The 23,697-nt window shown below is 42.2% G+C and carries 16 protein-coding genes; 4 read left to right on the top strand and 12 right to left on the bottom strand.

What is annotated here, in order from left to right; genetic code table 11:
• The first annotated feature begins 7 nt into the window (after positions 1–7).
• Positions 8–1,651: an NAD(P)/FAD-dependent oxidoreductase gene (locus GKD17_RS03930; protein ID WP_007836749.1), complete on the top strand. Its 1,644-nt coding sequence runs from the start codon at positions 8–10 to the stop codon at positions 1,649–1,651.
• Positions 1,652–1,736: 85 nt separating this feature from the next.
• Here GKD17_RS03930 and GKD17_RS03925 read toward each other — a convergent pair whose 3' ends face one another.
• From GKD17_RS03925 to lpdA, 5 genes are all read right to left on the bottom strand, one after another.
• Positions 1,737–2,261, bottom strand: coding sequence for a flavodoxin (locus GKD17_RS03925; RefSeq protein WP_007836748.1), 525 nt, complete (start codon positions 2,259–2,261; stop codon positions 1,737–1,739).
• A 72-nt stretch (positions 2,262–2,333) separates the two neighbouring features.
• Positions 2,334–4,367: an alpha-ketoacid dehydrogenase subunit alpha/beta gene (locus GKD17_RS03920; RefSeq protein WP_007836747.1), complete on the bottom strand. Its 2,034-nt coding sequence runs from the start codon at positions 4,365–4,367 to the stop codon at positions 2,334–2,336.
• Positions 4,368–4,395: 28 nt separating this feature from the next.
• Positions 4,396–5,745 carry a dihydrolipoamide acetyltransferase family protein gene (locus GKD17_RS03915; RefSeq protein WP_007836746.1) on the bottom strand — a complete coding sequence of 450 codons (1,350 nt, stop codon included), beginning with the start codon at positions 5,743–5,745 and terminating at the stop codon, positions 4,396–4,398.
• Between the two features lie 67 nt (positions 5,746–5,812).
• Positions 5,813–6,565, bottom strand: a complete 753-nt coding sequence (locus GKD17_RS03910; protein WP_007836737.1) for a lipoate--protein ligase family protein — start codon at positions 6,563–6,565, stop codon at positions 5,813–5,815.
• The gene (gene lpdA, locus GKD17_RS03905) at positions 6,565–7,914 is read right to left on the bottom strand and encodes a dihydrolipoyl dehydrogenase (RefSeq protein WP_007836736.1); all 1,350 of its coding nucleotides are present in this window, start codon (positions 7,912–7,914) and stop codon (positions 6,565–6,567) included. Before lpdA ends, GKD17_RS03910 begins: the two co-directional genes overlap by 1 nt.
• A 107-nt stretch (positions 7,915–8,021) precedes the next feature.
• Here lpdA and GKD17_RS03900 point away from each other — a divergent pair, with 107 nt between their 5' ends.
• Together GKD17_RS03900 and GKD17_RS03895 are read left to right on the top strand one after the other, a co-directional pair.
• Complete coding sequence (locus GKD17_RS03900; RefSeq protein ID WP_007842260.1) at positions 8,022–8,642, top strand: response regulator transcription factor; 621 nt, start codon at positions 8,022–8,024, stop codon at positions 8,640–8,642.
• Between the two features lie 169 nt (positions 8,643–8,811).
• Positions 8,812–11,235, top strand: coding sequence for a TonB-dependent receptor (locus GKD17_RS03895; protein WP_007836732.1), 2,424 nt, complete (start codon positions 8,812–8,814; stop codon positions 11,233–11,235).
• 235 nt (positions 11,236–11,470) lie between these two features.
• Here GKD17_RS03895 and GKD17_RS03890 read toward each other — a convergent pair whose 3' ends face one another.
• Genes GKD17_RS03890 through metA form a run of 3 tightly spaced genes read right to left on the bottom strand, consistent with a single transcriptional unit; the run spans position 11,471 to position 15,163 of the window.
• Positions 11,471–12,433 (bottom strand): zinc ribbon domain-containing protein, encoded by a 963-nt coding sequence (locus tag GKD17_RS03890; RefSeq protein ID WP_007836731.1) that lies wholly within the window; start codon positions 12,431–12,433, stop codon positions 11,471–11,473.
• Positions 12,420–14,249, bottom strand: a complete 1,830-nt coding sequence (locus GKD17_RS03885; protein WP_007836729.1) for a peptidase U32 family protein — start codon at positions 14,247–14,249, stop codon at positions 12,420–12,422. The genes GKD17_RS03890 and GKD17_RS03885 overlap by 14 nt, the downstream gene beginning before the upstream one ends.
• Positions 14,246–15,163, bottom strand: coding sequence for a homoserine O-acetyltransferase MetA (gene metA, locus GKD17_RS03880; RefSeq protein ID WP_007836728.1), 918 nt, complete (start codon positions 15,161–15,163; stop codon positions 14,246–14,248). The genes GKD17_RS03885 and metA overlap by 4 nt, the downstream gene beginning before the upstream one ends.
• 381 nt (positions 15,164–15,544) lie before the next feature.
• Here metA and GKD17_RS03875 point away from each other — a divergent pair, with 381 nt between their 5' ends.
• Positions 15,545–17,110, top strand: coding sequence for a Gfo/Idh/MocA family protein (locus GKD17_RS03875; RefSeq protein ID WP_007853266.1), 1,566 nt, complete (start codon positions 15,545–15,547; stop codon positions 17,108–17,110).
• Positions 17,111–17,573: 463 nt separating this feature from the next.
• Here the strand turns inward: GKD17_RS03875 and GKD17_RS03870 are convergent, their stop codons facing one another.
• The 4 genes from GKD17_RS03870 to GKD17_RS03855 all read right to left on the bottom strand — a co-directional run bounded on the left by GKD17_RS03870 (position 17,574) and on the right by GKD17_RS03855 (position 23,680).
• Entirely contained in the window at positions 17,574–18,743 is a 1,170-nt protein-coding gene (locus tag GKD17_RS03870) for a TolC family protein (protein ID WP_007836726.1), read from the bottom strand.
• A gap of 9 nt (positions 18,744–18,752) precedes the next feature.
• Positions 18,753–21,836, bottom strand: coding sequence for an efflux RND transporter permease subunit (locus tag GKD17_RS03865; protein WP_007836725.1), 3,084 nt, complete (start codon positions 21,834–21,836; stop codon positions 18,753–18,755).
• A gap of 12 nt (positions 21,837–21,848) precedes the next feature.
• Entirely contained in the window at positions 21,849–23,084 is a 1,236-nt protein-coding gene (locus GKD17_RS03860) for an efflux RND transporter periplasmic adaptor subunit (protein ID WP_007842257.1), read from the bottom strand.
• A 95-nt stretch (positions 23,085–23,179) separates the two neighbouring features.
• On the bottom strand, positions 23,180–23,680 hold the full coding sequence (locus GKD17_RS03855; RefSeq protein ID WP_007836723.1) for a DUF6769 family protein: 501 nt from the start codon (positions 23,678–23,680) through the stop codon (positions 23,180–23,182).
• Positions 23,681–23,697: the final 17 nt, after the last annotated feature.

Below are 23,697 nucleotides of genomic sequence, written 5' to 3'. Positions count from 1 at the left end.
AAGAACCATGATACAAGAATTTCAAATAAGAGTCTTGCCTGAACAGGCAGCTAATGAACAGTCACTGAAACAATTCATCGGACGTGACAAGGGATTGGATATACGTACCATTCATGCCCTTCGTATCCTGAAAAGAAGCATAGACGCACGTCAGCGTACTATCTATGTAAACCTGAAAGTGCGTCTGTACATCAATGAAGTTCCGCAGGACGAGGAATTTATCCGCACTATATACAATAAGGTAGAAGGAAAGCCACAAGTCATAGTTGTAGGAGCAGGTCCGGGCGGACTGTTTGCAGCTTTACGATTAATAGAGTTAGGACTTCGGCCTGTCGTAGTGGAACGAGGAAAAAATGTACGCGATAGAAAAATAGATATCGCCCGTATCAGCCGTGAGCACAAAGTTGACTCCGAAAGTAATTATAGTTTCGGAGAAGGAGGAGCAGGAGCCTATTCAGATGGTAAGCTCTATACCCGAAGCAAAAAGCGGGGTAATGTAGACAAAATTCTGAATGTATTCTGTCAACATGGTGCCAGTACCTCCATTTTGGTAGATGCCCATCCGCACATCGGTACGGACAAGCTGCCGCGCGTGATTGAAAACATGCGGAATACCATCATAGAATGTGGAGGTGAAGTGCATTTCGAAACACGAATGGATTCCCTTATCATAGAAAAAAACAAAATCACAGGTATAGAGACAAATACCGGAAAGACTTTCAAAGGACCTGTTATTCTGGCTACCGGACACTCCGCACGGGATGTATATCAGTGGTTATATGATAATGGTGTAGAAATGGAAGCCAAAGGTATTGCGGTAGGAGTACGTCTGGAACACCCGTCCATGCTGATTGACCAGATACAATATCATAATAAAAACGGACGTGGAAAGTATCTGCCTGCCGCCGAATATAGCTTTGTGACACAAGCAGAAGGACGTGGAGTCTATAGTTTTTGTATGTGTCCGGGAGGATTCGTAGTTCCCGCCGCAAGCGGTCCGCATCAAATTGTAGTAAACGGCATGAGTCCCAGCAACCGTGGCTCCAAATGGAGCAATTCCGGAATGGTAGTAGAAATCAGACCGGAAGACCTGTCGGACAATAGTCTTTTTACAGAAGAATTAAAAACGAAAAGTGAAGAATTAAAAGCCACGAATAAAAATAATGGTCAATGGACTACCGGCCATTGTCCATTAACCATGATGTATTTTCAAGAAGCATTAGAAGCCACCTGCTGGCAACAAGGCAATATGCGCCAAACCGCACCCTCACAACGAATGATGGACTTCACCCGCAAAAAACTAAGCTATGATTTACCTGACAGTTCGTATAGTCCGGGATTAGTTTCCTCTCCTCTGCATTTTTGGATGCCCACATTCATCACCAGCCGTTTGATCAAAGGCTTCCAACAATTTGGGAAAAGCAGTCATGGCTTTCTGACCAATGAAGCAGTGATGATTGGTGTCGAAACACGCACATCGGCTCCGGTACGGATTCTGCGAGATAACGAGACACTGCAACACGTCACTATCAACGGGTTATTTCCTTGTGGAGAAGGGGCAGGTTATGCCGGCGGAATTGTTTCAGCAGGTATTGATGGAGAAAGATGTGCGGAAGCCGTTGCCACTTATTTAGGTATAGAGGAGGATTGAATCTGTCCGAAAATGATTTACTGTATACATTTGGGCGCATTAAATGCGCCCCTACAGTAAATAAATGATTTGCGATATTATTTTATTATTCTTTCTTATTGGAAGTAAAGTCTTCTTTTATCAGCTTGCACCAATCAGCAATACGTTTACTGGTCAATTGAGCCTGATTTTCTTGGTCAATTACCAAACCGCAGAATTTTTCACCACGTACTGCCCTCGATTGGTTGAAGGTATATCCGTCTGTCGAAGTAAAACCGACCAACTCAGCCCCCGCCTTTTGAAAAGCATCTGCTAAAATCCCCATTCCATCCACAAAATTATCAGGATAGTTCTTCTGATCCCCCAAACCGAATATTGCTACTTTCTTTCCCTTTAAATCCAACGACTCCAATTCGGGAACCAGTTCGTCCCAATAAGTAGGAAGTTCACCATCAAACCAAGTTGACGCTCCCACTATCATATTGTCATACGCTTGAAAATCATTCTGCCAAGCCTTTTCTATCAAAACGACTTCTATTACTTTCACTCCTCCCAAATCTTCCCGAATCTTTTCAGCTATATGGGAAGTCTTGGCTGCATTCATTGCATAAAATAATCCTATTGTTTTCATAATTCTTTTTTATTCACCACAGATTAACACGGACAACATATAAAACGGTCCATGTAACCTGTGGACATTTGATTAATATTCCAGCAGTGTCCTGGCTGCATCATAAATTTTATCCTCAGTAGGTAAAATAGCCTTTTCCAATATAGGATGGAAACCTACAGGAGTGAAAACAGAACCTACACGCTGTACAGGAGCATCCAGATAACGGAACAGCTCCGTACCAATTCCGGCAGCAATTTCAGCTCCGAAACCAGAGAAAACTTTATCCTCATGAACCACCAAAGCCTTACTTGTTTTCTTCACTGACGCATAAATAGTTTCTTTATCCAGTGGAATAAGCGAGCGAAGATCAATCACTTCCACACTCCACCCCTCTTGAGCCAAGCGTTCAGCCACATTCAAACAGAAATGAGTTGTATTTCCATACGTTATCATACTTAAATCTGTACCTTCACGGCGGATACGCGCCTTCCCAAACGGAACCTCAAATTCTTCGGGTACTACGGAAGAAGCCTCTACTGAATTATACAAGGCCTTCGGTTCAAGATATAAAGTAAACCCACGAGAGCGCATCGCAGTACGAAGCAACCCGGCCGCATCATCGGCAAAAGAAGGGCAAACAATCCGGGCCCCCGGCAAAGTAGCTAATGCACCCTCTATATTTTGAGAATGATAAAGTCCACCACCAATATATCCACCCGAGGCCAGACGTAATACAATATTGGGAACAAACTTCCCATTGCTACGCCAGTATTCATGAGTACACTCTACATATTGCTCCACAGCAGGCCAGAAATAATCGGCAAATTCAGCTCCTTCAATAACGACATGTATCTTAGGATCGAAACGGCACATGCCATTTGCCGTACCCACAATATAGTCCTCTGCTATAGGAGCATTAAACACGCGGGCATCCCCAAACTCCTGCTGCATTCCTTTAGTAATATTGAATACTCCACCTTTCTCTTTATTCGCTACATCCTGCCCATAAATGAAAGTATCCGGATTATGGCGGAATTCCTCTTTCAACGTTTCGTTGATAGCAGTTACCATAAAGGCCTTCTCACCATTTTCTTCTTGATGAAGTCCCTCTTTATACTTTTCCGGTATATAAGGATCGGGCAAAACATAATCAAAGATACTTTTCGGATCAGGATCAGGCGCTGCAAGTGCTTTCCGGTTAGCAACCGACAGTTCTTTCTTTGCCGCTGCTTCTATCTGTTGCAACTCTTCTTCCGTAAGACGTTTGTAACGCAACAGCATCCGGCGGAATTTCATCAAAGGATCAGCCTCTTTTACATAAGCCAATTCGTTTTCATCCCGATACAACGTCTGTTTATCTGAATTAGAATGGGAACCAATACGGACACAATTGGCATGTACAATAACAGGAGTACGATGGGCTATGGCAAATTCACGGGCTTCACTCATGGCATTCATCGAGTCGAACACATCTTTGCCATTACAATGAATAATCTTCAGATTCTTAAAACCGGAAAAATTATCAGCATACTTCCGGGCAACTGTCTGATCCTTTTTGGGAACAGAGATACCGTACCCATTATCCTGCCATACAAATATCACAGGAAGACCTTCCCTACTGGCCCCGTTAATCGCCTCGTAAACATATCCTTCCGAAGAAGCAGACTCTCCATGCGAAGTGATCGCCACCCCCTTATGTCCATAATACACCATGGCACGCGCCACTCCGGCAGCATGAAGGTCATGCGTTCCGGTAGCGGACGACACATTTTCTATATGCCATTCGGGTTTAGCAAAGTGGTTGGACATATGACGTCCTCCACTGCCGGGATCAGTTGCTTTCGAAATGCCATTCAATATCAATTCCTCCACACTCATGCCTGCCGAAAGCACGGTCAGCATATCGCGATAGTATGGAAAAAGGAAGTCCTCTCCTTTGGTAAAGACTTGACCTACGGCCAATTGGATTCCGTCATGCCCCGCATAAGGCGCATGATAGGACCAACCCAATGATTGCAACAGATAAGACGGAGCTTTTTCATCAAGCGCACGTCCCAATACCATCAAATGATACCACTTTTTCAACGTTTCGGTATCAGTGGTCTTTATATCATATTTTTTCATTATATTATTTTTTTACTGTGATGAATGGTTATTCTTTCCAATTTTCCAGATAATCTTTTATCGCATAGAGGAATTGCCCCCCTAACATACCATCCACCACCCGATGATCGTATGACAAAGAAAGATACATTTTATGACGGACAGCAATCACATCGCCTTCAGAAGTTTCAATAACTGCCGGCTTCTTTTCGATATATCCCACACCGAGAATGGCAACCTGCGGCTGATTGATTATAGGAGTACCAAACAAAGACTTGAAAGTTCCAAAATTAGTAATCGTAAACGTACCACCCGAAATGTCATCCGGCATCAGTTTATTATCACGCGCTTTCACCGCCAGAGTATCAATGGTCACAGCCAAACCATTCAAATTCAACCTGTCGGCATCATGTATCACCGGAACAATCAGATTTCCATCATTCAGTGAAACAGCAATACCGACATTGATATGCTTTTTAAACAGGATATTATAACCGTCTACAGATACATTTACCTGCGGATAGGCAACCAATGCCTTCGTTACGGCTTCGGTTATGGCAGGCATATAAGTCAATTTGACTCCTTCACGACGGAAAAAAGCCTCTTTATTCTTATCACGCCATTTCACGAGTTTGGTCACATCCACTTCTACCACATTCGTAACATGAGGAGAGGTATGTTTAGACATAACCATGTGATCGGCAATCATTTTCCGGACACGATCCATCTCTTTCACTTCCACGCCTTCTTGCGAACCGGAAACTGGGGGTGTTAAAGAGGAAGCCGATGATGGCGCAGTTGGAGAAGTCCGGACAGAAACAGCCTTAACAGATTGGGCGGATGCAGATACAGGTTCAGTTACGGTTATGTTACCTTGTTCCTTTCTAGTAATATAAGCTTTTATATCTTTTTTACTCAGACGCCCTTCATATCCTGTCCCTTGAATACGATCCAATTCCTCTTTCGAAATATGTGCAGCCTGAGCCAGCTGAAGTACAATGGGGGAATACCAACGCTCTTCTTCTGTTTTAGCCGCTATTGCCTTAGGAACTTCCTTTACTTCCTGAACAGATGTTACAGATGGTACATGGGAGGACGTTTCTTCTACTTGCGGTACATTTCGCTCTTCTACAAGAGCCTCTCCTATTCCTTCATCACTATCTATATCTACAATTGCTACTACTGTACCTACAGGTACGGTATCTCCTTCTTTAAATAATATCCCGATCACCTTGCCTTCTACGGGAGATGGAATTTCAGCACTGACCTTTGCTGTATTCACTTCGAACAAGACATCGTCCTCTTGGACAGTATCACCCACTTTTACCGACCAGGATATAATGGTTCCTTCAGTAATACTTTCGCCTAGCTTAGGCATTTTTATTTCAAATCTTGACATATTGATAATTTTATTTTTTTTAATCCTTTTATATGAACAACAAGCCACTGAAAAAGAAAGTTTTAACTTAAATCTTTTTTAAGGTGACCCGGTGATGTATCCAATCCTCATTAGCATATTTTTCTACTTTCAGCAACTCGATTGCCGCCAAATCCTTTCGGGAAAAATGATAAATGCTATTCTTTTCATCTTCTATCAAGAAGTAATGAAACAAAAGATGAATAAACCGTTTGATATTCACCGAAACATCCAAAAAACAATTGAGATTGACCACTTCACTAGGTACAGACGGTACGGCACGGATATTCTTTAATCCGGGAATCGACTCCAATTCATCAGACTTCCCCTTCAACACTGTATGAAGTACATCCAAGTTTGCAGAAAATAACAAAGTACAATGATACATCACACGGTTTTTATGAATACATTGCGCACTGCCCGATATTTTCTTTCCATCCAGATAAATCCCCAAACGCTCATCCGTATAGGCCGTGACTCCCATCGTTTCCAGAAAACCAACAATACGCTGCAAATAGTCTTCAAACAGGGGTTGCGATGTCGTTTCTATAAAAGTAAGATTAATATTTCCCTTATCATGGTAAACTGCACCACCTCCCGAAAACCTACGAGCCAAACGAATGCCCTTCTCTATCCTGTAATCCTCATTCACCTCGGCACGAACAGACTGATTCTTGCCCATGACCACGGAAGGTTCCGACTGCCAAATTACAAAATAATCCCCCTGTGTCTGCTTTAAAAGATACTCCTCCACTGCCAAATTGAAATAAACATCCGTACAGCGGTTATCTATGCAAAACATTATGCAAAAAGTGTTTCGTGATAAATCTCGCCTACCGTAGGATGTGGAAATACCGTTTTTTGAAATTCTTCTACAGTATATCCATATTGAACGGCAATCCCCGCTACAACGATTATTTCCGAAGCAGGATTTCCCAACAAATGGCAACCTATAATGCGGTCTTCCTCATCCAAAATCAATTTGCAAAGCCCGTTCCCTGTTTCATTTTCTGCCACGAAACGCCCCGAATAAGCCATCGGTAATTTCTGTACATGATAGCTAGTTCCTGATGCTTTCAACTCCTCTTCCGTTTTTCCCACTCCGGCCAGTTCAGGATTCGTATATACCACCCCCGGTACACAATGATAATTCATCCGGTCCTCCACTCCCAGAATATGATTAATGGCAACTTCGCTTTCACGAATAGCCGTATGAGCCAACATGGAGTATCCGGTTATATCTCCACAAGCATAGACTTTAGGATGGGAAGTAAGCATGTGTTCATCCACTTTTACACCGTTACGCACCATTTCCACTTTTAGTTTATCCAGCCCCACTTGGTTCAGATTCGCTTTTCTGCCTACACTTACCAGAACCTTATCCGCTTCAATCAGTGATAATTTACCGGCTTTTTCTATGGTAACTCCTGCCGGACTGACTTCAATCACTTTAGAATTCAATTGGAAGTTAATCCCTCGCTTCTGATACTCTGTACGTAACATCGCACTGGTTTCCTTGTCCATAGCCCCTAATATTTCAGGCATCATCTCAATGACACTCACCTTTACCCCCATACTATTAAAGAAAGAAGCAAATTCCATTCCAATTACTCCGCCACCAATAATAGCCAGCGATTTAGGTAATGCAGCCATTTCCAAAGCCTCTTTGGAAGTCCAATAATCTATTTCCGACAAGCCTTTAATGGGTGGAATCACGGTATCCGAACCTGTACAAACCAACAGATAAGTCACTTCATATTTTTCTCCTCCGGCTAAAATTTGAATCAGTCCATTATCTTCTCCGGTTATAACCGCTTCTTTTTCTATCAATTCGGCTCCATAAGATTTCACAGTCTGTTTTACACCTCCGGTCAGTTTCTTGACCACTTTATCTTTACGGTCTATTATTTTCTCCAAATTGAAGCTGATTCCATCCGGTACAGCAATTCCATATTTTGCCGCACCTTTTGCATTATCCAATAATTTTGCTGAATACAAAAGAGTTTTCGTAGGGATACATCCTTCATTCAAACAAACACCTCCCATGGCTTTCTTTTCAAAAATCACAGTTTTCAATCCTCCGGCAGCAGCTCTTTCCGCAGCCGTATATCCGGCAGGTCCCCCACCGATTATCGCTATATCATATTTCATATTGTTAAGGTTTTAAGCTTTATATACTCTAACAACAAATAAGTGAGGGACTTAGTTGTCCAAAAGAAGATTTCTTCATCTTTATGAACCTATTTTTTCTAAAAGATATGTATCTTTGCACCAAAGAAAGCATTATGCATCATCCCGAAATAGCCATAGTAGATCCAAATACCCTTACTTGTCTGGGGTTAAAAAACATTTTGGAAGATATCATTCCAATGGCTACTATCCGTGTATTCCATTCGTTTGGTGAGTTGACGGATGACACACCGGACATGTATGCCCACTATTTTATTTCTGCCCAAATCTATTTTGAACATACTTCCTTCTTTTTACTTCGTAAACCAAAAACAATTGTATTAGCAGGAGGTGACAACCAACCTCAATTATCCGGTATCCCCAAGCTGAATATCTACCAAGATGAAGGTTCTTTGATAAAAGACATCCATCAATTACGCCAATATGGACATCAGGCAAGAAAACAAGCAGTAGATAAAGCAATGCATATAGAAAAAACAGAACATGAATTGTCTATCCGGGAAATAGAAGTATTGATACTTATCACCAAAGGACTTATCAATAAGGAAATAGCAGACAAACTTCATATCAGCCTGACCACTGTCATCTCCCACCGCAAGAATATTACCGAAAAACTGGGTATCAAATCTGTATCCGGGCTAACTGTCTATGCTGTGATGAACGGTTACATTGAGGCAGACAGAATATAAAATCCTCATTTATTAGGATTGCACACATATCAGGTTTACCGTTACTTTGCAGCCGGAATCATTCTCCATCATGGATTATACAGAGTGGAATGTATAAATTTTCCGCCTGGTAGAAACTTGTAACAACTCTGGTCATCCGTGATGTATCAAATAAAACCAAACAATAAATATGAGAAAAAACATTTTATTCATTACATCCTGCCTGCTGGCTACAACAACTTTTGCGGAAAATATCAACACGCTGCCTAAGGACACTACGAAAGTCATTGATATAGAAGAGGTGGTGGTTATCGCTTCACCTAAAGAAACCGGAAAATTAAGGGAACTCCCTACAGCCGTATCTTTACTCTCCCAAAAAGATATGCAAGCAAACCAAATCACAACTTTAAAGAACGTGAGTTCACTGGTACCCAATTTCTTTATGCCCGACTATGGTTCAAGACTCACCTCAGCTATTTATATCCGGGGAATCGGTTCGCGTATCAACACTCCTGCGGTAGGTTTGTATGTGGACAATATCCCTTACATTGACAAATCTGCATTTGATTTCAATTTTTATGATATAGAACGTATTGATATTCTTCGCGGTCCACAAGGAACCTTGTACGGACGCAATACCATGGGGGGATTAATCAAAGTACATACCCGCTCTCCATTCTCCTATCAGGGAACAGACGTAAAACTGAGTTATGGAACAAAAAGTAACTACCGCAGTGCTTCATTAACCCATTACCATCGTTGGAGTGACTGTTTTGCTTTCTCCGCCGGTGGTTATTATGAGGGCTCAGACGGATTCTTCCGCAATTCTCTTAATGGGAAAAAAGTAGATAATATGGAAGCGGGAGGCGGACGAATACATGCTATCTGGCTGCCTTCAGAAAACCTAAAACTAGACTTTACCATAGGCTATGATTATAGTGACGAAGGAGGATACCCTTATTACTATACAGGAGCTATAGACGGATACGACAAAGAGAATGAAAAATATAAAAACTACACAGGGAAGATTTCATACGATCAGGATTGTACTTATCGCCGTGGACTGTTCAATACCGGTTTGAATATTGAATACCAGGCACAAAAGTTTATCTTAAGCGCTGTTACTGGATTTCAGAATTTAAATGACCGTATGTTTATGGACCAGGATTTCCTGCCTGTCAGCATTTATACTATTGAGCAGAAGCAACGTCTGAATACCATCAGTGAAGAGATTACTTTTAAAAGCAAAAACAACAAGCGCTGGCAATGGGTTACAGGAGTTAGTGGTTTTTATCAATGGCTACATACCACCGGTCCGGTAAACTTCATGGAGGACGGAGTGACCGATATGATCGAAGGAAACATCAACAATACTTTCAAGAAAATTCATTTAGACAATCCCCGTACCCCTGAAATGAGTCTGGACGTTTTGAACAACCGTATCCGCGTAAGTGGAAGTTTTGACACACCGGTATTCAGCACCGCACTGTACCACCAATCTACATTCAATGACCTGTTTGTGAAAGGCCTTTCAGTAACAGCAGGTTTGCGTTTGGAATATGAAAAAATGTCTATGAATTATTTCTCGGATAGTAATATCGATTTCGATTTCTTTCTTAAAATGGCAATGCCTCCCCTTAATATTCCATTCAGAAATTTGAATGCCGCACCGCTATTGGAAGGAAAAGAAAAAAACGACTATGTACAGCTACTTCCCAAACTAGCTTTTAAATACGATTTCAGCCCTGCAAACAATATGTATGTAAGCATAACCAAAGGATATCGTTCCGGAGGGTATAACGTACAGATGTTTTCAGAACTGATACAAAGTGACATGCAACAAAAAATGATTGAAGCCATACTAAACAAGGCACCAGAATCTATGGCAGGTATGATAGAAGGAATGATCAAGCAACACATGCCCAACTACGGAAAAGAATTGAACGTACAAGAAACAACAGTCTACAAGCCCGAGTACAGCTGGAATTACGAAGTGGGATCACATCTCAGTTTGTTCAACGGCAAACTGAAGACCGACCTTGCCGCATTCTACATGGATACCCACGACCAACAAATCGCCAAATTTGTCAATAGTGGCTTGGGACGAATGATGGTCAATGCCGGTAGTAGCGAAAGTTATGGAGTAGAGGCCAGCTTTCTGGCATCTATCAACAAAAACCTGAATATGAATGTAAGTTATGGATATACTCATTCCACATTCAAAAAATATGACGGAGGTACTACATCATCAGAAGAGCAAATTGATTATAGCGGCAATTATGTACCATTTGTTCCCCGCCATACCATGAATGCAGGCGCAAATTATAGTTTCTTTTTCGATAAAAGCAATTGGATGCAAAGCCTGACTTTAGGCATGAGCTATACCGGAGCAGGAAAAATTTATTGGACTGAAAAAAACAATGTCTCACAAAGTTTTTACGGAACACTGAACGGGCGCATTTCTTTGCAGACAGAAGCTTTACAGATAGATGTATGGGGACGTAATTTAACCAACAAGGATTATACGACCTTCTATTTTGAAACCATGCATAGAGGATTCGAACAAAAAAGCAGACCTTTGCAACTGGGGGTGGATATACGTTATCACTTCTAACCATTCTTGCAAAAATAAAAAGGGGGTTCTTCGCAGAACTCCCTTTCTGTTTCCACATTTACCAAATCAAATTTATTTTCTGTCACACTAAGAAAAGTAAGAACTTTATTATTGCTGCAAATGAAGCGAATAGCTCCTAAAACAAACCTATTCGTTTGAGTGTATGTACATAGAGAAAATGCTGTTTACTATAGAAAACTGCTTGAGTCTTTGTTAAAAGAAGCAAACAATAAAATTATTCATTGACAGCGCCGCAATGAGGACACACTCCTTTATTCTTCATCTTCGCCCCGCAATTTCCACAACTGAATTTATACCGAGAAGCGTGCTTTATACGATTAAATGACCATACAGCATATACCAATAAACATGGATAACCCAAATAGTAGTACGTAGTAAATGTAAAAAACAAATATAGAAAGATGCAGCAGGACATCAATCCCAACAAATAAAAACATGCAGCTTCAATATGTGTCTGATGAAACAAATCATCTAAAGTAGCCAACCCCACAAGAATAATTCCCCAAATATTAAACATGAAAAGAGAAAGAATAAAAGGCAAGCTAAAAGGATTCAAAGAAGGATTATAATAAAACTGCTCCCAAGTTCCTGGAACAAAATGCTGAATACTAGCATAAAGCGTAGCTGCGGTAGCTACCAACCAAGAAAGAACTGTAGGAAAAACGCTATCAATATCATTCAACCAAATTAATTGCAGCTTCTGGCGACGAATAGCCCTATGAACATACCAAATACCGAAAAAGCCTAATATGATAAAGAAAGCGATGGTATGAGAATTACTGAAAAAATGAATAAACTGTGACACTGAATCCACAGGGACTACTTTCTCCAACAATTCCTTTTCATGTACCCATCCCATTGTTTCCTGGTCCCGTGCGACCTTCACCCATACAGAATCCACACTATCAGCAGGTTGTATCATAAACTCCGCTACCACCAGCCGTTCTCCTTTAAAAACAGGAAGCACATCAACCAATGGTAGTTGCTGTAACATAAGCGAATCTGAAGTAACCTCAAAATTACTGTTTAATGTATAATGCCGTTCCACCAAATAATTGACAGAATCCCTTGTCTTTTGCGGCATATCCTCACTCGAAGTAACAGGTGAAGGATATTGGCAAGCCATCAAAATAGCCAATACCAAAAACAGTAATCCGATGTACTTACTTTTCAGCATAGACTTTCATCTGACAATTCTTACAATCAAACTCTAAACGGAAACGCCTGTTATCCGAGCTAACCAGATAATAAGGTTCCTTATAAGGAGAACGCACTTTATGCCAAGAGGGGCACCATCCCATACTATAACGCAAACAATGCTTGCAAAACATCAATACTGCTTCTTCTGCCGGAGCCTTTTCATAAGCCGGAGCAATACGCTGCACACCATGATTCCTATAGAAGGAAACAGCATCAGCATTCATCACATTTCCCAAATAAGTCAATTCATTCACAGGAAAAGCATGATGCGTTCGAGGCAACTTGTAAATTTCCTGCCGATAGTTAATACGGCGCACTTCCAGCAGTTTCTCTATTCCCTTACGGCGAAGTTCGGCAAGCATAGAAGCCGGAATAAACCAATTGTCCGACCAGTCAATCACTATATCTGATGCTTCAAATGGAGTATTTCCTAACTTTCCAAGTTGTGTACGCAAGTTATCTTCCTGCAGAGTACGGGCACGTTCCTTCTCCCTTTCCAGCACCACACTGACACTGTTATCATCTTCATCAGTCAGAGACAGAGTAAAGCCCCGATTATTCTCAGCCAATTTTAAAATGACAGCAATTTTCCTTTCGGCTGATTTACGCGACATCAACCTCTCAAATTCCTGATCAAAATTACGATAAAGTATCGTACGGGGCTTTATCCGAGGCATCTCCTGAGGAAATAATTTATTATTCTCCACCCGGTTTATGCGAAATCCCTGCAACTTACCAGTCTCATCCAAAAAACAAACACCATCTCCATTATTAAAAGACTTGATTCCGGCTACGGTAAGATAATTACCACGAATTTCCTTCACTGTTCCCATCTCCTCCCCTAAAGACTTGGGAGTATCAAAAGAAAAAATATCCTTATTCCTGTCAAAAAGAAAATAATTAGTAAAACCACGACTGAAACTCTTATCCAATTGAGGTTTGAACTCTAATTTCACTTCTCCCGATGAAGCACGGATATACTCTTTACGACGTTTGAAAATAGTATCCAGCTTCTGGCGATAGTAAGCTGTTACATTTTTAACGTAAGATACATCCTTCAAACGTCCCTCTATTTTCAGGGAAGAAGCTCCGGCATCCAGCAATTGCTCCAACTCTTCGCTCTGATTCAAATCTTTCAGAGACAATAGATGCTTATTCCTTACTATAGATTTACCGTCCGCGTCTATCATATCAAAAGCAAGGCGACAGAACTGGGCACATTCCCCCCGGTTGGCACTACGCCCAAAACAAGCCTGACTAACATAACATTGTCCACTATAGCTTACACACAAAGCACCATGTACAAATACCTCCAAAGGCACATCAGGACAAGCATGATGGATATTTTCTATTTCAACAAGAGAAAGTTCACGAGCCAATACCACCTGACGGAAACCTGCCTCAGCCAGGAATCTTACTTTTTGAGAAGTACGATTATCCATCTGCGTGCTGGCATGTAACGGTATAGGTGGCAGATTCAATTCCAACAATCCCATATCCTGCACTATCAAAGCATCCACTCCGGCACGGTATAAATCCCAAATCATTTTTTCCGTATCTTTCAGTTCCTCATCCTTCAGAATCGTATTCACAGTCACATAGATACGGACATTATATACATGAGCGTACCGCACCAACTCAGCAATATCCTCCAATGAATTCCCCGCAGCCGCACGTGCTCCGAAACGGGGAGCACCAATATAAATGGCATCAGCACCGTGATCAACAGCTGCAATACCGCACTCCAGATTTTTAGCAGGAGCTAATAATTCTATTTTTCGTTGTCTGATCATCGTATCTCGTTTATATCAAACGGGGTTTCCTGATATACATAATAGTTCAACCAATTAGAAAACAACAAATTGGCATGTCCGCGCCAACGCACCACCGGGGCATTGTCCGGATTATCGTCCTTATAATAATTTACAGGCATTTCAATAGGCAACCCTTTCCCCAAATCACGCTTATATTCCGTATCAAGCGTATAAGGAGAATACTCCGAATGCCCGGTAATAAAGAATTCACGCCCATTACGAGCCATAGCCATATAAACCCCAGACTCATCAGACTCAGCTATCAAAGCCAACTCTTTTACTTTCAGAATATCCTCACGGTGTATTTCGGTATGACGGCTATGTGGTACAAAAAACTCATCATCAAAACCACGGAATATGGGCAATCCCTGTACATTGATATGATGGCGGAAAATACCAAACATTTTTTGTTTCAGCGGATATTTGGGAACTCCATAGAAATGATAAAGCCCGGCTTGGGCCGCCCAACAAATATAGAGAGTTGAGGTAACATGAGTACGCGCCCAATCAAAAATAGTAGTAATCTCATTCCAATAATTCACATCCTCATACGGCATCTGCTCTACCGGAGCCCCCGTAATAATCATCCCGTCATATTTCTCGCCACGCATCAAATCAAAGTCATGATAGAATGCTTTCATATGTTCCACCGGCGTATTTTTCGATGTATGGCTTTTCAACTTCATAAATGATATTTCCAACTGCAAGGGAGTGTTGGAAAGCAAACGTACCAAATCCGTTTCTGTCGTTATCTTCAACGGCATCAAATTCAATATCACGATTTTTAACGGACGAATATCCTGTGCACTGGCACGTGAATTGTCTATGACGAAGATATTTTCCTCCTTCAGCAATTCAATAGCAGGTAGTTTATCGGGTAAATTTAACGGCATTTTCTTATCTGTTAATTAGTTGTAAGTGCAAAATTAAAAAAATCCCGCCAAATCTCCTTACTAAACGATCTTTTGGACTAAATTATTTCCTTTCTTGATCGTTTTCAATCAACAAACCTTGATTATTTTTAGATTTTCACTCATATCTTCACAACTTCTGTCTTGATTCCACTTTTTCCCTTCCTTCATTTTATTTATTAACTCACCTTTTTCTCAGAAAAAAGAGGACGAACTTATATCCATAATCAAAAAAGATTAATTATCTTTGAGCGCAAAAATAAAAAATATTCTTATTATTAATGTGAAATATAATTAAGTTTCAAGTAGTTGACTCAAGAAACAACCTATATTTTTAAATTTTAATCTTTAAATTCAAAAAGTATGAGAACCTTTAAATCATTGATGATAAGCTTATGTATGGGTACAACCCTATGCATGTGTTTACCACAAACCACGACAGCACAAACCGTAAGTTCAGGAGATTCCTGGAAATGGGACAAAGGAACCATTGTGATTGACACTCCTGAACGTCCGTCCGGCCAGAAAAGTGTATTAGGCTTAACCATCCCGAAAATGGAAGTAGTCCGCGTAGGATTTGTCGGATTGGGAATGCGAGGTCCCGGAGCCGTAGAGCGCTTCACTTATATTCCCGGCACACAAATTGTGGCACTTTGTGATTATGAAGCATCTCGTGCAGAAAAATGTCAGGATATCCTAAAGAAAGCATCTATGCCGAAAGCTGCCATTTATTCCGGAGAAAAGGGATATGAAGAATTATGTAAACGTACAGACATAGATTTAGTTTATATCGCCGCAGACTGGTTGCATCATTTCCCCGTAGCAAAATGCGCATTGGAAAACGGTAAAAATGTAGCTATTGAAGTTCCCTCGGCCATGAACCTGCAAGAATGCTGGGATTTAATCAACCTGAGTGAAAAAACCCGCAAGCATTGCATGATTCTTGAGAACTGTTGCTATGACTGGTTTGAGATGAATACACTGAATATGGCACAACAAGGTGTATTTGGCGAAATAATCCGTGCCCAAGGAGCCTACATTCACAATTTAAGCCCGTTCTGGGATCATTATTGGAAAAACGGCAAAGAAGACAAACTAGGATGGCGTTTAGATTATAACATGAAACACCGGGGTGATGTATATGCCACTCACGGCTTGGGTCCTGTAGCACAAGCATTGGATATCCATCGTGGTGACCGTATAACCACTTTAGTAGCTATGGACACCAAATCTGTTGTTGGTAAAGATTTAGTGGAGAAGAGAACCGGCGAAGAATGTAAAGAATTCCGCAACGGAGACCATACCACCACCCTGCTTCGCACAGCAAATGGGAAAGTTATTGAAATCCAACATAATGTAATGACTCCCCAACCTTACAACCGCTTGTACCAACTGACAGGAAGCAAAGGGTTTGCCAATAAATATCCCGTTGAAGGATATGCTTTGGATGCAGCACAACTGACCGCATCGGGCGTGCAACCCAAAGTAGACGATTTGAACTCTCACGGATTCTTACCCCAGGCAGAAATGGAAGCGCTTATTGAGAAATACCAGCATCCTATTTTAAAGAAATATGGTGAAATGGCAAAAGAAGTCGGCGGCCACGGCGGTATGGACTTCATCATGGATAGCCGTCTGGTATATTGTCTGCAAAACGGACTGCCTTTGGACATGGATGTATATGACTTGGCCGAATGGTGCTGTCTGGCCGAACTGGGAGCTATCTCTATGGACAACGGCTGTGCGGCAGTAGCCTTCCCGGACTTCACACGAGGTGAATGGAACGTGACCAAAGGTTACAAACATGCATACGCTTCACCCGAAGACGAAAACGCAAGCATGGAAAAAGCAAAGGCTTTCACCGCGAAACTGAAAGAGCAGGGAGCGAAAGAATGGGCGAAAGAAGCCAAGAAAAAAAGAAATAAATAGAAATAAACAAGAAAAAATGTGTCGGAAGTCACTCTGTCATAAAAGGTAGCCCAATTCTTCCGGCACATTTTTTTATGCCATTCTGAACGACAATCGTTTCCAGCTTTTATTAAGAATCAAAAAAAGGACGTAACCGGCATTCTTCGAATTTCTAGCCAAAGTACTTCGGCTTTAAGGAGAGTATCATCATAGGACGATTCAGCCAACCTGGGAAACCAGCTGACAGACCATCTGGCGGACGGATATAATGTGAGACTGGAGGAAATAGAAACCTTATCGGCAACATTGATCAGCCGGAAGATTACGGACAAAAAAACACAATCCGCTTCGGTACATTTTTGACAGCGACAGTCTGCTTTTTTAAATGAAAAAGCAGGATAACACGGATATAGTTTGTTGACTATCCGTACCATCCTGCCATCCGTTTTTACCCTATCTGCGTTAAAAGAACAGACTGTCAGCTTTACAGATTATTCTTGTAAATATTCGCCATCACCTTCTGGTATTGATTCTCAATCTGCATATACGCCTGGAGATTCTTATAAATATTTTCCGTTTCCACAAAATATTCAATCAATGAAATTTGTCCCTCGGTCAATGCTTGCTTCAATAAATCCAGCGAACGGTACATCAAAGGAACATCATACGCATTCATGGCATCCTTCAACTGCTGCATCTCATTGAAGAGAGACATCAGAGAAGCTTCAACCTGATCTTTAGCATTTTCTTGCATCAATTGTGCGCTGATAGCCTGTGCCTTGGCTATCTTTACCTTTTTACGATTCTGAAACAAAGGCAAGGAGCCCCCTACCACAAAACCATTCATCGAAACCGCATCATCCGTGTTACGGCGAAAACCGGCTTCCAGTTTCGGCAACCATCCTTGACGGTCTACCGAAACCTGCTTCTCGGCGGCACGGGCAGTGGCGACGGCGGCCTGCAAGTCAAGGTCTGATGCCATCACTTCATCCCGCATGACATTGTAATCATTGATTTCCTGTATGGCAGGGTATGTGGTTTCAGCAAATTCTAAAGGCATGTTGCCGTTCATGGCAAGCAGAGATTGCAAGGCAGTGCGGTGGGCTGCGCTGTTTTGGGCAACTTCCGTCTGCACATTCATACGTTCCATTTTGATTTTATTGACTTCCAATATGTTCGCATCACCGGTAGTCAGACGCTTTTCATAAAGTGCCTGTAATTCATCTGCATTTTTCATACGGATATCCATCAATGTTTTTTCCTGATTCAACAGAATAAGGTCTAGACAGAGATTCTTCGCATTCAGCAGAATATCTCGGCGAGCAGCCTGTTGTTGCTTGTCCACCGCTTCGTTCTGCAAAGTAGCCTGCCGATTGCGGACAATATACTGAGTAGGGAAATCAAAACCTTGTGAAGCGACAAGTTCCGTACCGTGCCCCCCTTCGGCACCATTACTGTAAAAAGAACTGTAGCTCACTGTAGGGTCAGGCAAGTTGTTGTTTGTCCGGTTTTCCATCTTGGTTGCATCGGCTGCATGTTTCTGCGCCTTGAGCTCTTTATTATTCTGCTCGATGCTTTTCAAAATGTGCTCAATACTCTGGGCCTGCGCCAGCAAGGGAGAGCAGAAGGCTATTATAAATAAGATTCGTTTCATATATTTCTATTATTTCTTCTTTCGATTCATCAGTTCATAAACAATCGGAATAATGAAAGCGTTCAAGAAAGTCGATGTCAAAAGACCTCCCAGAATAACTTTCGCCATCGGACTTTGTATCTCATTACCCGGCAAATCGCCACGGAACGCCAAAGGTATCAAAGCCAACGCGGAAGACAATGCAGTCATCAGGATAGGGTTCAAACGGTCTAACGAACCGTGAAGAATGCTTTCTTTCAAATCCATACCTTCTTCGCGCAACGTATTGTAATGACTTATCAACAACATACCATTACGGGTAGCAATACCAAACAACGAGATAAAGCCGATAATAGCCGGAATGCTTATCTCACCCGTTGTTATCATCAATGCAAATACCCCACCAATCAACGCCAAAGGCAAATTCAACAAAATGACTCCACTTTGGGCTGCATTCTTAAACTGGGTATAAAGCAACAGGAAGATAACTACGATACTCATAAACGAAGTGAGCATCAGCGTACGGCTGGCCGCCTGCTCGCTTTCAAACTGACCGCCATATTCCACATGATATCCTTCGGGAAGCTTGATTTGCGCATCAATCCGTTCCTGTATATCATTCACCACGCTGCGCAAATCACGGCCGCTGGTATTGGCTGAAATCACAATCTTACGCTTCACGTTCTCACGGCTGATGGTATTCGGTCCCATGGCAGAAATCACATCGGCTACATAGTTGACAGGGATTTTCTGACCGTCACCGGTATCAATCATCAGGTTACGCACTTTCTCCATCTCATCACGCACCTCGTCCTTGGTACGGACAATAAGATTAAACGCTTTGCCTTCTTCATATACCTGCGAAACAACTTCACCCGCCATGTTTACAGATACAAATTCGGCAAAGTCCGGCAAGGAAATACCGAATTTGGCAAGCATCTCGCGTTTGGGAACAATCTTGAGCTGCGGACGTTCGATTTGTTGTTCCACATTCAAGTCGGCAATACCCTCCACGCTACTGATAGCATCCTTTATCTGATTACCGATGGCAAACATCTTGTTCAAATCGTTACCAAACAGTTTGATGGCAATGTTGGCCTTGGTACCCGAAAGCATGGCATCGATACGATGGCTGATAGGTTGGCCTATTTCGATATTCGCACCGGTAATGGTAGATAACTTGGCACGCACATCGGCTACCAGTTCCTGACGGGAACGGTCTTTCAATTCAAACGGAGCCTCAATTTCACTCACGTTAACCCCTAGTGCATGTTCATCCAGTTCGGCACGTCCCGTTTTACGGGCTACAGTCTGTATTTCGGGAATAGACATCAGCAACTCTTCCGCACGGTGTCCCATTTTGTCCGATTCTGCCAAAGAAATTCCCGGCAATGAACTAATATTAATGGTGAACGAACCTTCATTGAAAGATGGCAGAAAACTACGTCCTAATGCAAAAAACATAACCAATGCCACCGCAAACAGTCCACCTGTAAAACCCAATACTACGGATTTATGATTCAAGGACCATAACAAGGTATTGCGGTAATGCTTTTTCATCCATACGGCTACAAATGCCTCTTTGGGTAATCCTTTACTTTTATTATTACCTAACAGATAGCTGCACAGTACCGGAGTCAGTGTCAAAGCCACTACCGTAGAAGCAAACAACGCCACAATAAAGGCAATGCCCAGCGGAACCAGCATACGACCTTCCATTCCTGTCAGGAAGAACAAAGGAACAAAGCTGACTACAATAATCAAGGTAGAGTTCAAGATAGGCATACGCACTTCTTTCGAAGCATTGAACACGACTTCAATCACGCTTTTACGTTCCCCTTCGGGCAACAAGCGGTTCTCGCGCAGATGTTTCCATACATTTTCCACATCCACAATAGCATCATCCACCAACGAACCAATGGCAATAGCCATACCACCCAAACTCATGGTATTGATGGTGAGCCCCATATAGTGAAGAGTCAATATAGAAACAATCAATGACAACGGAAGAGTTACCAATGAAATAACCGTGGTACGTACATTGGCAAGGAACAGGAAGAGAACAATCACCACAAAAATAGCACCTTCATACAACGAATCCTTCACATTGCCGATAGAACTTTCAATAAAACGGCTCTGACGGAAAATATCTGTAGAAACGTGCACATCAGCCGGAAGATTCTTCTGCAAATCCTTCAATGCGGCTTCTAATTGCTCTGTCAGTTCAATAGTCCCAGTCTTGGGTTGTTTGGTAACGGTCAGCAGTACGGCAGGTTTTCCTCTCTCCGAAGCAGTACCTAGTTTTGGTTCCTGCGAACCGATCTTCACATCGGCAATATCCTCCAATGTAACGGGCACCCCTTCCACCGTCTTAATGACGGAACGTGACAACTGAGCCACATCATGGCTGGAAAGCACCCCACGAACAATATATTCGTTTCCATATTCATAAATCACTCCGCCATTGGCATTCTGATTCATGTTACGGGTAACGTTCATCACCTCTGCCAACGTAACATTGTAATGTTTCATGCGGGCAGGGTCAAGCAACACCTGATATTCCTTGATATCACCTCCTAGCACGGCAACCTGTGCCACACCTCCCGTAGAAAGCAGGCGCGGACGGATAGTCCAGTCTGCCAGTGTACGGAGATCGAGCATGGAAGTAGTATCCGAAGTCAGACCGATAATCAGCAATTCACCTAAAATAGAGGATTGAGGTCCCATGGTAGGTTTACCTACATTCTCGGGCAATTCCTCGCTGACCAAGGACAATTTCTCACTAACAATCTGACGGGCCAGATAGATATCAGTATCCCATTCAAATTCCACCCACACAACGGAAAAGCCATTGGTGGAAGATGAACGCACCCGGCGCACATTGGTCGCACCATTCACAGCAGTTTCTACAGGGAAGGTTACCAATTGTTCCACCTCTTCGGCAGCCATACCATTCGCTTCAGTCATAATCACTACAGTCGGCGCATTCAAATCGGGGAACACATCGACTTCCGTATGAAAAGCCGTGTAAGTACCGCCAATAAGCAGCAAAACCGACGCCACCAGAACCAATATACGGTTTTGAAGGGAAAAATGTATAATTTTATTTAGCATAGGGCGGCTTGATTAATGTTCATGACTATGAGCCGGAATCGCATTGCTGGCCGATGCCAATTTCACCTGATAGGCTCCTTTTGTTACCACACGGTCACCGGCTTTTAACCCCGTAAGAATCTGAACTTCCTTTCCGTCACTAGCCCCCAAAGTCACTTCCTGTTTCTTATACCCTTCTTCATCCAATTGCAGATAAATAAAATACAAGCCCTGTTCTTCGGTCAATGCTGTAACAGGTAAGGCCAGCACATCGGGCATTTCCGACGAGAGCAGATACACCTCCACATACGAACCGGGAATCACATCTCCCCGATTATCAAATTCGAAAGTAACAGGTACATAGAAAGAAGTACCACCGGATGCTTTACCATAAGAAAGCAGATGCCCTTTCAACTCACCCAACTCATATACCTTATTATCGTATGGAGTCTTGAAGTTTGCCGACTGGATGCTATGCAGATAACCATAATATTTCTCGGAAACATCTGCACGAAGGAACAGACGACGGTTCTGAGTGATACTCACCAAAGGCTGGCCTACCGACACATAATCACCTTCCTTCACCAGACAATTCTTGATATAGCCACCTAAAGGAGCTGTAACGGACACACCTGTCTTGGTCTGGTTCTTTGAAATAGCCTCGTATGCCAATAATGCATTTTCATAACTCTCCTTAATGGCATTGAAATCTTTCTGTGATATTATCTGACTTTTTACCAACTTGGCGGCACGTTCATATTCTTTTTTGGCGGTTTCATATGCGATACGGGTACGTTTTACAGGGTCTCCGTCCGGCATATTCTCAGCAGAGATATTCAGAATGGGAGCCCCCTTGCTCACACTCATACCGTCCGTTACCGGATGGCGGAAAGAAACCACACCGGCTACATTGGCAACTACTACGCTTTCATCACCTTGTGCCGCCTGTACCTGTCCGCTGGTCGTTATTACCTGACGGAATGATTTAGGCTGGATTATTTCCGATTCTACTCCAGCTGCTTTCGCTTTTTCCGGAGCCAGGATTATCTCATCGGAATGTCCGGCTGCCATCTCTGCCTCGTGGTTATGTCCTTCGTGGTTTTCACTCGCATGATCGTGTTCCTCATGCTCGTGATCATGGCCTTCATGATCATGATTATGTGCTTTTTCCGTTTCATGACTATGCCCCTCATGGTCATGTTCCGATTTACTGTTGCAAGAGCCTAAAAGAAATAATCCCAAGACTCCCATAAAGATAAGTTTCTTCATGATGATATAATTTGTTCTTACTTTTTTATTAAATACAAAATTAGCGTAAAGAAAATGCAACAAAGTTGCGGATAAAAAGATAAACTTTCTATCTGTTAAGCAAGAACATCGCAAGGAGGAGCACGCAACCCCTTTACGTGGGGAAGACACGTAGAATGCAGTTTTTCTAAATAGTAATTATAAGGTAATGTGTTGTGTTCTGTCAACTGCAATGAAAGCGCCAATACATCCGTTACCGTATATAGCAACAAACAAAACGAATAATCAGGAGAAACACTGTCCTGAGCCCGATCCGGAGTTACACTTTTAAACTTGGTCACGCATCCGGCATTACATGTATGATTCTCATCGGAACTATTATGCTGCTGATGCTGTACAGAACATTGACAGCCGCACAAAGTCATATCATGCTGCAAGCAAAGGATTTCCCGGTGATGATGATGAGGCAGAACAGATGCAGTCAACATGATTATGCTGACCAACATTAATACCCATGCTATATATCGTCTCCGTTTCATCGGGCACAAAAATAGGTGTTTATCATGTAAATTCCAAAAAGAAAGCATGGTAAATGCCAAATTATCAGCAATTACCATGCTTTTTATTATCTTTT

Origin of the sequence: Phocaeicola dorei (assembly GCF_013009555.1) — a bacterium.
In the GTDB taxonomy this organism is placed as follows: domain Bacteria; phylum Bacteroidota; class Bacteroidia; order Bacteroidales; family Bacteroidaceae; genus Phocaeicola; species Phocaeicola dorei.
Note: the sequence above shows the minus strand (reverse complement) of the source record. Positions and strands in the feature narration are given on the sequence as shown.

Excerpts from the sequence above, each read along its gene's own strand:
- GKD17_RS03870 (WP_007836726.1), bottom strand. The coding sequence starts at position 18,743 with ATGAAACGAATCTTATTTATAATAGCCTTCTGCTCTCCCTTGCTGGCG.
- GKD17_RS03910 (WP_007836737.1), bottom strand. The coding sequence starts at position 6,565 with ATGTTTTGCATAGATAACCGCTGTACGGATGTTTATTTCAATTTGGCA.
- GKD17_RS03885 (WP_007836729.1), bottom strand. The coding sequence starts at position 14,249 with ATGATCAGACAACGAAAAATAGAATTATTAGCTCCTGCTAAAAATCTG.
- GKD17_RS03915 (WP_007836746.1), bottom strand. The coding sequence starts at position 5,745 with ATGTCAAGATTTGAAATAAAAATGCCTAAGCTAGGCGAAAGTATTACT.
- GKD17_RS03920 (WP_007836747.1), bottom strand. The coding sequence starts at position 4,367 with ATGAAAAAATATGATATAAAGACCACTGATACCGAAACGTTGAAAAAG.
- GKD17_RS03925 (WP_007836748.1), bottom strand. The coding sequence starts at position 2,261 with ATGAAAACAATAGGATTATTTTATGCAATGAATGCAGCCAAGACTTCC.
- GKD17_RS03890 (WP_007836731.1), bottom strand. The coding sequence starts at position 12,433 with ATGCTGAAAAGTAAGTACATCGGATTACTGTTTTTGGTATTGGCTATT.
- GKD17_RS03895 (WP_007836732.1), top strand. The coding sequence starts at position 8,812 with ATGAGAAAAAACATTTTATTCATTACATCCTGCCTGCTGGCTACAACA.
- GKD17_RS03855 (WP_007836723.1), bottom strand. The coding sequence starts at position 23,680 with ATGGTAATTGCTGATAATTTGGCATTTACCATGCTTTCTTTTTGGAAT.
- GKD17_RS03930 (WP_007836749.1), top strand. The coding sequence starts at position 8 with ATGATACAAGAATTTCAAATAAGAGTCTTGCCTGAACAGGCAGCTAAT.
- GKD17_RS03875 (WP_007853266.1), top strand. The coding sequence starts at position 15,545 with ATGAGAACCTTTAAATCATTGATGATAAGCTTATGTATGGGTACAACC.
- GKD17_RS03860 (WP_007842257.1), bottom strand. The coding sequence starts at position 23,084 with ATGAAGAAACTTATCTTTATGGGAGTCTTGGGATTATTTCTTTTAGGC.
- metA (WP_007836728.1), bottom strand. The coding sequence starts at position 15,163 with ATGCCGTTAAATTTACCCGATAAACTACCTGCTATTGAATTGCTGAAG.
- lpdA (WP_007836736.1), bottom strand. The coding sequence starts at position 7,914 with ATGAAATATGATATAGCGATAATCGGTGGGGGACCTGCCGGATATACG.
- GKD17_RS03865 (WP_007836725.1), bottom strand. The coding sequence starts at position 21,836 with ATGCTAAATAAAATTATACATTTTTCCCTTCAAAACCGTATATTGGTT.
- GKD17_RS03900 (WP_007842260.1), top strand. The coding sequence starts at position 8,022 with ATGTATCTTTGCACCAAAGAAAGCATTATGCATCATCCCGAAATAGCC.